Here is a 13,280-nt window from a genome sequence, read left to right on the forward strand (position 1 = left end):
ATTAACTCTCACCTACCCCGTGTTGTGTCGACCCGAACCGACCAGCCGGCGGTAGCGACGCCAGCCCGAGCGCTCCCGACAGCCCCGGTCGTTGCCGACTTTCCGGGCGCCAGACCAGCAGCTATCAACGCACACCCACAGCCATGTCAGAACCAGAATCACAGCGAGGAATAGCGGTCGTACTACCGGACGGCTCAGAACTCGAGGTCGCTCCCGACGCGACGGTCGCAGACTGCGCCTACGAGATCGGTCCCGGCCTCGGCCGGGACACGGTCGCCGGCAAACTCGACGGCGAACTCGTCGCCAAGGAGCAGCCAGTGTACGACGGCGCCCGCCTCGAAATCGTCACGAACCAGTCCGACGAGTATCTCGAGGTCATGCGCCACTCCGCCGCGCACTGTCTCGCCCAGGCGGTCGAACGCCAGTTCGGCGAGGACGTCAAACTCGCGATCGGCCCGCCGACGGAGGAGGGCTTCTACTACGACTTCGACGACCTCGACGTCGACGAGTCCGACTTCGAGGCCCTCGAGCGCGAGATCGCAGAGATCATCGCCGCAGACTACGAGATCGAGCGCGAGGAACTCTCCGTCGCAGAGGCCGAAGAGCGCCTGGCCGACGAGCCCTACAAGCTCGAGTTACTGGAAGAACTCGCCGAGGAGGGCGAGCAGGTCACCTTCTACAGCCAGGGGGAGTGGGAGGACCTCTGTGCCGGCCCGCACGTCGCCTCGACGGGCGAGATCGGCGTCGTCAAACTGCTCGAGATCGCCGGCGCGTACTGGCGCGGCGACGAGGAGAACCCGATGCAGACGCGGATCTACGGGACGGCCTTCGAGGACGACGGGGATCTCGAGGCGTTCTTGACCCGGATGGAGGAAGCCGAGGAGCGCGACCACCGCAAGATCGGCACCGAGATGGACCTGTTCTCGATCCAGGACGTAACGGGCCCCGGCCTCCCGCTGTACCACCCGCCGGGGAAGACGATCCTGCGGGAACTGGAGCGCTTCGTCGAGGAACTAAACGAGGAGGCGGGGTACGACTACGTCGAGACGCCCCACGTCTTCAAGACGGACCTCTGGCACCGCTCGGGCCACTACGAGAACTACGCCGACGACATGTTCATCTTCGACGTCGGCGACGACGAGTTCGGCCTGAAGCCGATGAACTGTCCGGGCCACGCCGCCATCTTCCAGGACCACTCCTGGTCCTACCGCGACCTGCCGATCCGCTACGCCGAGAACGGCAAAGTGTATCGGAAGGAACAGCGCGGCGAACTGTCGGGGCTCTCGCGGGTCTGGGCCTTTACGATCGACGACGGCCACCTGTTCATCAAACCCGACGGGATCGAACGCGAGGTCGAGGCGATCATCGACGTCATCGTCGAGGTCTTAGAGACGTTCGACCTCGAGTACGAGATGGCGCTGGCGACCCGGCCCGAGAAATCCGTCGGCAGCGACGAGATCTGGGAGCGCGCCGAGGAGCAACTCGAGGCCGTCCTCGAGAAGCGAAACTACGACTACGACCTCGAGAAAGGCGACGGCGCGTTCTACGGGCCGAAGATCGACTTCGCGTTCAAGGACGCCATCGGCCGGAGCTGGGACGGCCCGACGGTCCAGCTGGACTTCAACATGCCCGAACGCTTCGACCTCTCCTACGTCGGCGAGGACAACGAGGAGCACCGACCGGTGATGATCCACCGCGCGCTGTACGGCTCCTACGAGCGCTTCTTCATGATGCTCATCGAACACTTCGAGGGCAAGTTCCCGCTCTGGCTCGCCCCCGAGCAGGTGCGGGTGCTGCCGATCTCCGACGACAACCTGGGCTACGCCCACCGGGTTAAAAACGAGTTCGACGCCTTCAGGATCGAGGTCGACGACCGCGACGCCACCCTAGAGCGGAAGATCCGGGCGGCCCACGACGACCGGGTCCCCTACCAGATCATCGTCGGCGACAACGAGGAGGAGGCCGGGAACATCTCGGTGCGCGATCGCTTCGAGGAGCAGGAGTACGACGTCGAAATTGATGAGTTCCGAAGCCATCTCGAGGCCGAACGCGACGAGAAGCGTCCGGAACCGGACTTCCTGTCCGATTGAGACGGTTGGCTGTCGCGATTTTTCGTCGCAACCGCAACCGGTCTGTAGTGAATCTGTTGAAGCACATTATTATTGACATAAAGATGCGATCACCCCCGATCCTTTGAATAGCACCGTCTCGGCTACTGTGCTTTTTTGGCTTCTTCCGCCTTCTCTTCCAGAAGCTGGGTTATCTCTGTAGTTGGCACCGCTTGGTCGTATCTGATTTGTATGGTTTCTTTTCCGGTTTTGTACCCCTTTTCTTCGAGCATTTTTCGATCTTCACTCTGAAGTGTGCCGGCACCAATGCCGAATGTAGCGTGGTTCTTGGCTGCGCTAATTCCAACGTGAGTGCCATGAAACGTATAGAACGGCACGTTGTAGCTGACTTCTTCCTCGGCTTCTGGAACAGTTGATTTGATTATCTCGCGGAGTTCTTCCAGTGTTGGACGGGCTTCTGTATCCGCATTGGCTATGTATGAATCGACGTCTTTTGGCTTTGACATTCCACGGTCACCGTGGTCTCTATACGACCCGCTCTTTCTTATTGAAACCGACGAATGACAGAGCCTACAGTCATCCTCCAGAATAACGGATATCGACCATGTCACCCACGCTGAGGTTCAAATTAAAAGTCTAGCATGATGAGTTGCTGAACCCATCCTCTCTATTTAACAGCCAGTTCCTGACAGTACGAGTGAGATCGATTGCTTCTCCGCTATCTTCCTACCCTGTACTGAGCGTCCGACCCTTCGCGCAGATCGCGCTCTACCGAGTGCCACATTCGCGCTATCTATTCAGCAGACACTGGATGAACTACCGAAGCACTGTCAGAAGAGCGTGCAAGATACAGAGGTTGTATGCAGTACGACGACTCCACTTATTTCGCATGATTTCCTCTGAGTCACCCAGTTTAGAAACTGCAAACTGAACGACGGGAGACGACGTTCACCCAGTTAATCAAAACAGCAATACTGTGTGAAAATATCGCGGGTATAAATGGACAGAGGCCGTGTTTTGATATGTATGAATCAGATGAATGACAATACAAATACAACGAATGGACCGGCAGTCGAATTAGAGGGAGAGGAGGCTGAGAAACGGGATAATCGTGTTGAATATCATCTTTCAGAGGCACTTGAACGCAGTGAGAACGACGAAACGATGTACCACCTCCGAGAAGCACTCAGCTTGCTCCGTCTCTGAGTGCAGTATACTATCCTCCATCGCACGGATACGGCTCATTTTCCACACTAGTATCGACCGAATAGTGTGTTCCGTCTACAGACTGTATTGACCGATCACTCCCCTTCGTAGATCGACTCTCAGCCCGTGCCACATTCGCGCTGTGCATTCAGCACAACTCCTGAAATGTATCACTGTAGATGTGTTTCGACAGAGCCGCTGTGGTTGCACCGGTACCGACGTACAGTAGACAGTCTGTACTCATGCGGGGCGCTCGCCTCGCGTTCCGAACAACTCCCGAACAGTTCGTCGGCCGACGAACCGCGGCGTTCGCGCCGCGTACTCATCGTAGGCCGGCCCGTACTCCTCGAGCAGCCACGGCTCCTCGGCGAGCGGCAGGAGGAGCCACCAGAGGACGTACAGCGCGCAGAGCACCGCGACCAGTATCGAGTTCGCGAGCAGCGCGAAGCCGACGCTCGCAACGATGTAGCCGACGTACTGGGGGTTCCTCGAGTACCGGTACCAGCCCCCCGTTCGTAACTCGCCGGACAGTCCCGCCGTCTCCTCGGTGCCCAGGTCGAAGCCGGCGGCGAGGGCGACGGCGAACCCCGGAACGAACAGCGCCAGGCCGGCAGCGACCGTGAGGAGCCGCGGGAGTCCAAGCGAGCCCCAGTCAAGGTACGCAACGACGAGCAACGCGACGGTAAACGTCTGGGCGAGCGTCCACTGGAGGTAAAACTGCCGGCCCCGTTCCCCGGGAGGCCAGTAGCTCGCGCGACCCGCCATCGTGGCGAGCACGCCGACGAAGTTCGCGAGCAGCGCACCGGCCCCGACGGCCGCGACCACGAGAGCGAGCGTCGAGGACTCGAGCGAGAGCCAGTCGAACATAGCCGTTCGTTGTCGCGCCCGAGCCCTCGGACTTCTTGCGGACACACTAGCGGTTTTATATACTCACGGCGGCTGTCTCGGGCCGAACCCCGATGAAGTACCTCAGTATGTGGCTCTCCCAGCCGGACTGGATGCTCCACCCGATGCAGCGGTTCATCCGCGAGGAAGAGGCGGTCCGCTACGAGGAACTCCAGGCCTGGAACGTCGATACACAGGCGCCCCGTCTCGAGTACGAACTGTTCTACGTTGAGGCCGACCGAGAGCCCTACGAGCGGGCGCTCGAGGCCGCGGACTCGATCCGGTGGTACGACCTGACGCCGATCGACGCCGACGCATTCTACCTCTACGTCTGCCAGGAAACCCGCGAGGAGGACCGAGCGTGGCGCGCGGGCCTCACCGCGCTCGACCTCGTCGTCGTACCGCCGATCGTCTACGACGAACGGGCGGATTTCTCGATGACGGTCGTCGGCACCGGCGAGAATTTACGGGCGCTGCTCGAGGGGCTCCCCGAGGAGATCGACGTCGCCGTCGAGGCAATCGGAGAGTACGACCGCAGACACGCACCCGTGGCGGACGCGCTCACCAACCGCCAGTTCGAGGCACTCGAGGCCGGCCTCGCCGTCGGTTACTTCGAGATCCCCCGGGAAGGCGGCGTCGAGGCGGTCGCCGCCGAACTGGGCTGTGCCTCGAGTACGGCCGCCCTGTTGCTCCAGAAGGCCCAGGCGCGGCTGGTCCGGCGGTTGATCGGGCGCTATCGGCGGTAGCGAACCGACCCGCCCGCCAGCCCACGTTCGTGGTGATCTCGTACGCCGTGATGATCGAAATAGCCATACTTGTGGAATCGTGCATATTCGTATGAACCGAGCCGAGAAGGCCGCCCTGCAGCTGCGGGCGGTCGACGTCTTGCGAATGCTGAAGCAGACCCGGACGTACGACGAACTCGCCGCCGAGACGGGGCTGCCGGCGGGCGATCTCAACCGGTACGTCAACGGCCACGTGTTGCCGGGGACCGAACGCGCTCGAGAGGTCGTCGGGGAGGTCGGCTACGAGGCGCTCGCGGCCGAACTTGGCGAACGCATCCGGGTCGACGAGGAGGGGTACGTCGACAACTCCGGCGCGGTCTTCGACCAGTCGTTTCTCGACCTCGTCGCGCCCGTCGCGGCCGACGCCTTCGAGTTCGGCCGGCCGGATCTCGTCCTCACCGCGGCGACCGACGGGATCACCCTCGCGGCCTCCCTCGCGAGCTACTACGGCACCCGCTGTGCCTATGCAAAGAAACGCAAGGAGACCGCCGTCGAGGAGTTTATCGAGGCCAGAGAGCGCCTCGAGTCCGGTATCGAGCTCACCTACTACCTCCCCGCCGCGGCGATCAGTGACGGCGACTCGGTGCTGGTCGTCGACGACCTCATCCGCTCGGGGGAGACCCAGGAACTGCTGCTGGACATCGTCGAAACGGCGGAGGCCGACGTCGCGGGCGTCTTCGCGCTCATCGCGGCCGGCGACGACGGGATCGAGCGCGCTCGAGAGCGAACCGACGCACCGGTGGGTGCGCTAACGACGGTCTGAAGTCCCCGGAACCTCGCGTCGTCGCTATCGGAGGAACCTACAGGGCCTCCTGCAATTTCGTGCAGGAAATCCGTCTCGAGTGAGGAGGTCAGAACGGGTGGTTCACCGAACGATCGTCACCGGAACCGGTGAGCGGCGGGCGACGTTTTCGGCGACGCTCCCCAGCAGGATCCGGCTCGCACCGGTCCGACCGTGGCTGCCGATGACGATGTGATCGACGCCGTGTTCGTCGGCGTAGTCGACGATCGACCGCGAGACGCCGCCGATGACCTGGTCGGTTTCGATCTCGATCCCGTTGGCCTCGCCTCGCTCTCGAGCGGCCTCGAGCAGCTTCTCGGAGCGGTCCTCGTGGTTCTTGCGAATCTGGTCGTAGTTCGCCATCGCGCCGCCTTCGATCCCCGTCGCCGCGTAGAACTCGCCGGGGTCGATGACGTGTAACGCGGTGATCGTCGCGTCGGCGTGTTCCTCGAAGGCGAACTCGAGGGCCTGCGTTGCGCGGTCCGAGTCGTCGACTGGAACGAGAACGTGGTTCGCCATACCCGGTGGTACGCCGGCACTCGAAATAAGTGTCCGCCCGGCCCTCGAGTGTCGCCGCGCGGAACGTCGGCGCGGCGCTGCGGGACGAAACCGGTGAAAATCGGCGCGGCGCTACTTCGCGCGACCCTGGCCGCCGTTGTTCGACGGGCGGACTTTCTCGGCGCCCTTGCCGCGAGTGTTGAGCCCGCGGTTCGCCTTGCCCGCGTTGGTGAGCCCGCGGAACGCGCGGTTGGTGTGGGCGTCGTCGCAGATCCAGTTGAGGTCGTCGTCGTTCTGGATCGCGGGGTGGTTCGGATCCACGAGGATCACTTCGAACCACTTCTGGGAGCCGTCCTCGCCGACCCAGTAGCTGTTGAGCACCTCGAGGTTCGGATACTTCCGGGAGACGCGCTCCTCGCCGATGCGCTGGATGTTCTTGCGCCGACCGATGCGGCGGACGCCCTGGCGCTTCGAACGGCGACCGGCCTTGTGTCGCTGCTTTCGCGCGGTCCCCTTGCGGACCGAGACGCGAGCGACGACGACGCCCTGCTTGGCCTTGTAGCCGAGCTCTCGAGCCTTGTCCAGGCGGGTCGGGCGGTCGATGCGTTCGATCGCGCCCTGCTTGCGCCACTCCTGCTTTCGCTGCCACTGCAGTTCTCCCAGCTTTCCGTCGCCGGGGTTCTTCCATGCCTCCTTGATGTGGGAGTAGAAGCTTCGTGCCATGTGTATTTCCGCGGGCGTTTCCTGGTTCAGAGCGGCGAGGATCGACGATCCTCGAGCGCCCCACATCCCGACCTGTGGCGGTGCCGTGCAGGTGCCCGCTGTCGCCCGCAGTCCAGCGAGTCGTCTGTGTCTATCCAACTGGCGAGTATAAGGGCTTCGAAGCGCGGGAGCCGGGTCGCTACATCCGGGGCGGGTTCTTCGGGACGTCGCCGATGGAGCGGTCGGTGTTCAACTCGACCCACGCCAGGAGGCCGATCGGGACCCCGACGACGATCAGGAAGAACACGAGCGGCGCGTACTGGCTGCCGCTGATTCCGATCATGACGACTGCGAGCGCGAGCGTCCCGCCGACGGGAACCGCGACCGGATGCGTGAGCGCCGACCGGGCGAACCGGACCAGCCGGCGCCACCGGAACCGCTCGCGGAGGCGCCCGGACCCCCGCCAGTCGCTGCCGAGGAGCGCGGCGGCGAACGCAACGACTGCCACGAGTGCGAGCGCGACCGGGACGACAGCCTGCCAGCGGTACGTCGGCGGCGCGACGGTGCCGATCCCGTACACCGCCCCGGCGGCGACCGCGACGCCGACGACGCCGACCAGCGCGCTCCCCATCGCGTGGACGAGTTCGGTCTGTCGGGAGTCGACGCCCGGACCCAACTCGCCGCGCATCGACAGCGCGTTCTCGCCGACGTCCCAGACGAGGATCGACGCGGCGACGCCGACGAACACGAACAGGGCCTCGAGTCCCGCGAGCGCGGCCACGACCGTCGTCGCGAACAGGCCGAGCGCGCCGACCCCGAGCGTCCGCCGGCGCCAGTCGGCCCCGGCCACCCGCCGGGCGAGCAGTTCGACGGCGACGAACGCCGCGGCGAACACGCCGACCAGCAGCCAGAGCAGCGTCAGGTTGTCGCCAGCCGCCGTCGGACCGAGCGCGATTGCTGCGAGCGCTGCGAGTGCGACGGGGACGCCGCCGGCGGCGAACGCCAGCGTTCGCAGCGGGTAGGGCTCGAGCCAGAGCTGGGCGAACGGGGCGAACGCGGCGCCGAGACAGACGAGGACCGCCAGGAGGACGACGGCGCCGACCGCGGCGTGGAGCACGCCCGACGTGAGCGCGGTCGCAATCGCCGCGCCGACCGGGCCGAGCGAGACCAGCGTCGACTCGAAGACGACGGCGAACCCCGGAACGAACCAGAGCAGCACCTGTCCCGCGTAGGCGTACTGGAGCGCCGTCGGGAGCTCGGCGGCGCTCTCGATTAGCGCCTCGACGTCCGGCAGGTCGGCCCGGTCGGGGACGGCCGACTCGAGAACGGAGACGCTCGCCGCCCCGAAGAGCAGGGCGGCGATCGCCAGCACCTGCAGCGAGACGAACGCGATAAACGGCGTGGTCGTGATTCCGGCGTGCAGTCCCACCAGGAACAGGCCGACGTAGCCGCCGTTCCCCGAGAGAGCGAACAGTCCGGCGGCGACGACGACAGCGGCCGACACCGCCGACGCCCGGAGCGAACGACTGACCGGGCGTCGGAAGCTCGAACCCGGCGCGAGCGCGATCGTCGTCGCGCCCGTGGCGACGCCGGCGGTGATTGCGAACAGCCCCGCGTAGGCGACCGTCGGCGCCAGGAGCGCGAGCCCGGCGAGGAGCCCACAGCTCCCGAGGGTCTGTCGGGGGAGCGACGACGACTGCAGCAGCGTCAGGCTCGCGCCGACGGCGACGCCGGCGACCGCGGCGGCGATCGTCGCCGGGAGAAACGGTCCGGCGACGCCCGCGCCGATGCCGGCGCCCAGACCGATCGTCGCGACCGTCGCGAGGACGATCGTCGCTGTTCCGAGATCGCTGCTGCCCGTCGAATTCGGTTCTCGCGTGTTCATCGTGACCACCGTCGGTTGGCGCGTTCGGTCGCGACGTGGAGCGACTCGTCGGGCGCCCACTCGAGGACGCGCACGCCGTGTTCTCTGAGCCCGCGCAAGCGGCGCTCGTGGGCGATTCGCTCGACCGGCCCGCCCGGCGAGTCGACGTCCGCGACCGTCGGGCAGACCACCGTCACCTGGTGGCCGTACGCGCGAAACCGCCGTGCCGACGCGAGCGGCGCCTCGTCGAGCGCCGGTGTGACGAAGACGAGCTGTTTGTCGTCCTCGAGGTGCCGACAGAAGCGGTCGACGTGGTCGTCGGCGGCGGCCAGCCACGCGGGGCGACCGAAGGAGCCGTCCCACTCGCCCTCGAGCAGTTTCGCGGCTCTGGCCCGCTGGTCGCGCCCGCTGCGCGCCAGCAGGTAGTCGCCGCTGGCGCCGTACAGCGCGAGCCCGACCCGGTTGTTCTCGCTCAGCAGCGCGTCGACGAGCCAACCCGCGGCGTGTTTCGACAGGGCGACGCCGTCGAGTTCGCCCGCCTCGCGGACGACCCGGTTCGCGCGTCTGACGTCGACGACGACCACGACGCTCGCCGCGCGCACCTCGCGGAACTCGACGGTCGTCAGGCTGCCGTCGCGGGCGAGGCGCTTCCAGTCGACCCGGTTCATCGGGTCCGTCGGCTGGTACTCCCGGAGCGAGTAGAACTCGGTGCCGGTTCCGCCGGCGTCGGTTTCGACCCGCCCGGGGTGTTGAATCGTCTGGCCGGCGAGCGGCAGGCGCTCGAGGGCGTCGTCGACCTCGAGGCGGTCGTCTCCCTCGAACCGCTGGCGTTCGACGTCGCTCGCGCTCACGTTCCGGGCGACGACCGTGACGTCGCCGAATGCGTACTCGCCGCGGCGCGCGCGAAGCGTGTACGCGAGCGTCGCCGTCTCGCCGGGCTGGAGGGAGGCGACGCCGCGGATGTCGCCATCGACGACCGGTAGCGCCGCCGGCGGCTCGTCGGCGAACCTGAGATCGGCGACGGCCTCGTCGGCTTCGTTGGTGATCCGGACGACCACCTCGAGGTCGTCGCCGGGCAGCGGCGACGCCGGCTCGAGGAGCCGCTCGACCGCGAACTCGGCCGGCGGCGGCCGGGTCGTGTAGCCGTAGGCGACGTACGCGAGGCCGACGATCGACGAGAGAAAGACCGCGGCGCTGCCGGCGACGATGCCGATACCGCTCGCGAGGAGGGCGACGACGAGGCCGACCTCCCAGCGGCCGGTCGCGGTCATCGCTCGCCCTCCAGCTCGAGCTCCGACGCCGGCTCCGGCGCGGGTTCCGGGGAGTTCGCGGTCGGTGCGGGCGTCTCGTCGGCCGCGTTGCCCGCCGCGAGCGCGTCGACGGCGGCGATCGCCGCCTCGAGGCCGCGTTGACGGCGCGCACCGTGCGCCCAGTCCTCCAGACGCAGGCGGAGCGGAAGCGAGACCGCCGGGCTCGCGTAGGCCGCCGCTCGCGGATCGTCCGTCCACGAGCCGTCACGCAGGCGACGGTCGGCAGCCGCCTCCGAGACGCCGTGGCGCTCGACGAGCGTGAGCGTGACTGCGCGTTCGATCGCCGCCCTCGCCTGCCGGCGCTGGTAGGCGCGCCGGCCGGCTTCGGCGGTCGTCTCCTCGAGCTCCGGGCGGTCGAGCGACCGGTCGATCGGCTCGGTGACCCGGGCGTGCTCGCGGGTCGGTTCGGTCGCGCGCTCGGGAAGGGCCGCGGCGTCGGGCGACCTGCCCACGCGAGCGAGACCGACGATCCCGAGGGTGAGGGCGCTACTCGCGACGGCGAAGACGACCCAGTCGGTGCCGACGAGCGCGAGCTGGGCGAACGACGGCTCGAGCACCGCGACCGCGAGCGCGGCCAGCAGGGCGCCCCCGCCGAGCAGGCTTCCGGCGGCGACCAGCGAGCGGTTCATCGGTCGTCACCCTCGTCGTCACGTCCGTCCTCGAGTCGCTCGAAGGCCGTTCGCGCGCGCCGCGTTCGATCCGGTGACGGCGGAAAGTTCCCGTAGCGGACCTCCCGGAACGCCTCGGTGAGCTGAGAAACCGGCTCGGCCGGCAGACCGGCCTCGACCGCCGCTCGGGCGTACTCGCCCGGCGTCCGGACGGTTCGGCGGGAGACCGGAACGGCGGCGGCCATCTCCTCCCAGGCCTCCTCGATGGTGCGGGGACCGAACTCCGGCTCCTCCGGGGCGGACTCGTCGTCTTCGGCCGTCGGTCGCTCCGCCGGCGTCGACGACCGGGACCGCCGCGTCCGGTTTCGAACGCCGCCGAGCAGCGACGAGGCGCCGTCGGTGAGCGACAGCGAGAACAGCGAGCCGAACCCGCGCGAGGTGGCCGCGAGCGCCACCGGCACGGCGACGGCTGCGCCGGCGAGGCCGCGGCCGACGTCTCGCGCGACGGCGCCGACCCCGGCGCCGACGTCTCGAGTCGTGCTCGCGACGCCGTCGAGGAGGGCGGGAACGGCCCGCGAGGCGCCGATCGTCGCGACCATCGTCAGCTGGGGGATGCGCCGCAGTCGGAACTGGATCGTCGGGAGGACCCCCTCCGGAAGCTCGTGATCGGGGATCTCGCCCGTCTTCGGGTCGGTGAGCCGCCAGCAGACGACCAGACCGGCGACCCCGAAGCCGACGAGAAACAGCCAGCCGATCGCGCCCTCGAACAGCGCGTTGCTCGAGGAGCCGTCCGAGCTGCCGGCCGGCGACTCGTCGTCGCTCTCGTTTTCGTCGTCCGATTCCTCGTCGCGTTCCGTATCCGTGTCGGTGCTGTCGTCCTCGTCGTCGGTCGCGGAGCCGTCGCGTTCGGGGGGAGTGAGGTCGATACCGAAGTCGAACTCGTTCTCCGTGTCGGCGTAGTAGTCGCTCTCGACGGCCTCCCGATCGGGGGCGTCGCCGTAGCCGGCGGCGGGGAAGAACGCGGCGGCGACGACGACCGCGAGGACACAACAGGCGATCAGGGCAGCGAAGCGGAGGTTGTATCCCACACGCATAACTGCATACTGTCGGGATAAATGTGTTTCTCTCAAATCACGATACGAACGACGGTCCGAACACACAGACTACTGCTGGCGAAACTGTTTTCGTCTAACACTTCGAACGTTGAGAGACGAATGGGCAGAGACGACCTCACGGCACAGATGGGCGCCACCGTTGCGCTCGTCGTGCTGATCGACCTCGCGTTCGCGCTCGTCGTCGCCGCTCTCCTCGAGCCCTGGCTCGCCGGCGTGCTCGCCACCCTCGGCCTCGCGTCGACGGCCGCGCGCTACGCCGTGCTGGGCGGGTTCGTCCTCTGTGTGCTGCTCTGGGCGCAGCTACAGTACACGCGCCGGGAGCTGCTCGCCGAGGCCGACGCCGACCCGATCGACCCCGCCACCCACCCCGACCTCCACGCTCGCGTGACCCGCCTCGCCTCGCTGGCCGATATGCGCGTCCCCGCGGTCGCCATCGCCGACACCGACGTCCCGAACAGCTTCGCCGTCGGCGGCCTCCGCACCGGGACCGTCGTCGTCAGCGACGGACTCGTCGAGACCCTCTCGGGGGACGAACTCGACGCCGTCATCGCACACGAACTCGTCCACCTGAAGAACCGCGACGCGCTCGTGATGACGCTCGCCTCGTTCCTGCCGGCACTCGTCTCCGACGAGTACTCGCTGCTCGAAGAGACGGTTCCAGAACCCCAGCGGCCGGTCGTCTGGGGCGCCGCCCTGCTCGGCGGCTACCTCCTCAGTTCGGCGTTCATCGACGCGCCGCTGGGCTCGCTCACCGGGCTCGCACAGTTCGGCGTCGCCGTCGCGCTCACCGTCGTCGTCGGCGGCGTCCTCCTGGGACTGTTCGCGACGCTGATCGTCTTTCTCAGCCGTCGCCTCTCTCGGTCGCGCGAGTTCGTTGCCGACCGGGACGGCGCGCGCCTCACCGGCAACCCCGCAGCGCTCGTGAGCGCGCTGGCGACCCTCGACGAGACGATCACGACGCCGGAGCGGGACGCCCGGCGGGCCTACGCCGGGCTCGAGGGGATGTGCCTGCTCCCCCACGGCTTCGAACGCGGCGACGACGACGGGTTCCGCGTCGAGACCCGCTCGCACCCGCCGACCGAAGAACGGATCGCGAGGCTGCGCGAGGTGGCCGTAGAACTCGAGCGGGCGGTCTGATCAGTCGCTTCGAAACCGCTCGAGGAGACCGGGACGCCGCTCGGACTCAGACTCGGCCTGCTCGGCCTCCTCGTCGTCGGCTCTGCGCCGCTCGAGTCGGCGCGCTATCCACGCCCGGGGGCCGCCGATCCGACCGAGCAGCCACGTCGGGAAGTAGAGGGCGACGACTCCCAGCGCGAAAAAACCGACGCCGCCGACGAGCTGGCCGTCGCGGGTGAACTCGAGGCCGATGATGAACATCGGACCCGCCATCGACAGCCCGGCGGCGGTCTGGAGCATCCAGAGGATCCCCGGTCCTTTCATCGAGGGTAGCTACGAAC

The 13,280-nt window shown here is 67.1% G+C and carries 13 protein-coding genes; 4 read left to right on the forward strand and 9 right to left on the reverse strand.

Features of this window, described 5'->3' with window-relative positions; translation table 11 throughout:
- Positions 1-143 precede the first annotated feature (143 nt).
- On the forward strand, positions 144-2,090 hold the full coding sequence (gene thrS, locus NMQ11_RS11880; protein WP_255168419.1) for a threonine--tRNA ligase: 1,947 nt from the start codon (positions 144-146) through the stop codon (positions 2,088-2,090).
- A gap of 122 nt (positions 2,091-2,212) precedes the next feature.
- On the opposite strand, the gene NMQ11_RS11885 is transcribed toward thrS, so the two are convergent.
- Positions 2,213-2,575, reverse strand: a complete 363-nt coding sequence (locus tag NMQ11_RS11885; RefSeq protein ID WP_255168421.1) for an iron chaperone — start codon at positions 2,573-2,575, stop codon at positions 2,213-2,215.
- Positions 2,576-3,515: 940 nt separating this feature from the next.
- Entirely contained in the window at positions 3,516-4,142 is a 627-nt protein-coding gene (locus NMQ11_RS11890) for a methyltransferase family protein (RefSeq protein ID WP_255168422.1), read from the reverse strand.
- 92 nt (positions 4,143-4,234) lie between these two features.
- Between NMQ11_RS11890 and NMQ11_RS11895 the strand changes: the two genes are divergently transcribed.
- Positions 4,235-4,906: a helix-turn-helix domain-containing protein gene (locus tag NMQ11_RS11895; protein WP_255168423.1), complete on the forward strand. Its 672-nt coding sequence runs from the start codon at positions 4,235-4,237 to the stop codon at positions 4,904-4,906.
- 91 nt (positions 4,907-4,997) lie between these two features.
- Positions 4,998-5,708, forward strand: coding sequence for a phosphoribosyltransferase family protein (locus NMQ11_RS11900; RefSeq protein WP_255168424.1), 711 nt, complete (start codon positions 4,998-5,000; stop codon positions 5,706-5,708).
- A gap of 102 nt (positions 5,709-5,810) precedes the next feature.
- Here the strand turns inward: NMQ11_RS11900 and NMQ11_RS11905 are convergent, their stop codons facing one another.
- The 6 genes from NMQ11_RS11905 to NMQ11_RS11930 form a co-directional block, all read right to left on the reverse strand.
- Positions 5,811-6,245 (reverse strand): universal stress protein, encoded by a 435-nt coding sequence (locus tag NMQ11_RS11905; RefSeq protein ID WP_255168425.1) that lies wholly within the window; start codon positions 6,243-6,245, stop codon positions 5,811-5,813.
- Positions 6,246-6,356: 111 nt separating this feature from the next.
- Positions 6,357-6,947: a 50S ribosomal protein L15e gene (locus NMQ11_RS11910; protein WP_255168426.1), complete on the reverse strand. Its 591-nt coding sequence runs from the start codon at positions 6,945-6,947 to the stop codon at positions 6,357-6,359.
- Positions 6,948-7,125: 178 nt separating this feature from the next.
- Positions 7,126-8,811: a DUF7519 family protein gene (locus tag NMQ11_RS11915; RefSeq protein WP_255168436.1), complete on the reverse strand. Its 1,686-nt coding sequence runs from the start codon at positions 8,809-8,811 to the stop codon at positions 7,126-7,128.
- A complete protein-coding gene (locus NMQ11_RS11920; protein WP_255168438.1) occupies positions 8,808-10,061 on the reverse strand; it encodes a DUF58 domain-containing protein in 1,254 nt (417 codons plus the stop codon). The genes NMQ11_RS11915 and NMQ11_RS11920 overlap by 4 nt, the downstream gene beginning before the upstream one ends.
- A complete protein-coding gene (locus NMQ11_RS11925; RefSeq protein ID WP_255168440.1) occupies positions 10,058-10,729 on the reverse strand; it encodes a DUF7269 family protein in 672 nt (223 codons plus the stop codon). Before NMQ11_RS11925 ends, NMQ11_RS11920 begins: the two co-directional genes overlap by 4 nt.
- Positions 10,726-11,796: a DUF4129 domain-containing protein gene (locus NMQ11_RS11930; RefSeq protein ID WP_255168441.1), complete on the reverse strand. Its 1,071-nt coding sequence runs from the start codon at positions 11,794-11,796 to the stop codon at positions 10,726-10,728. The genes NMQ11_RS11925 and NMQ11_RS11930 overlap by 4 nt, the downstream gene beginning before the upstream one ends.
- Before the next feature lie 126 nt (positions 11,797-11,922).
- Between NMQ11_RS11930 and NMQ11_RS11935 the strand changes: the two genes are divergently transcribed.
- Positions 11,923-12,960: a M48 family metalloprotease gene (locus NMQ11_RS11935; protein WP_255168443.1), complete on the forward strand. Its 1,038-nt coding sequence runs from the start codon at positions 11,923-11,925 to the stop codon at positions 12,958-12,960.
- On the opposite strand, the gene NMQ11_RS11940 is transcribed toward NMQ11_RS11935, so the two are convergent.
- Complete coding sequence (locus tag NMQ11_RS11940; protein ID WP_255168444.1) at positions 12,961-13,263, reverse strand: hypothetical protein; 303 nt, start codon at positions 13,261-13,263, stop codon at positions 12,961-12,963.
- Positions 13,264-13,280: the final 17 nt, after the last annotated feature.

The organism is Natrononativus amylolyticus, from assembly GCF_024362525.1.
GTDB lineage: Archaea > Halobacteriota > Halobacteria > Halobacteriales > Natrialbaceae > Natrononativus > Natrononativus amylolyticus.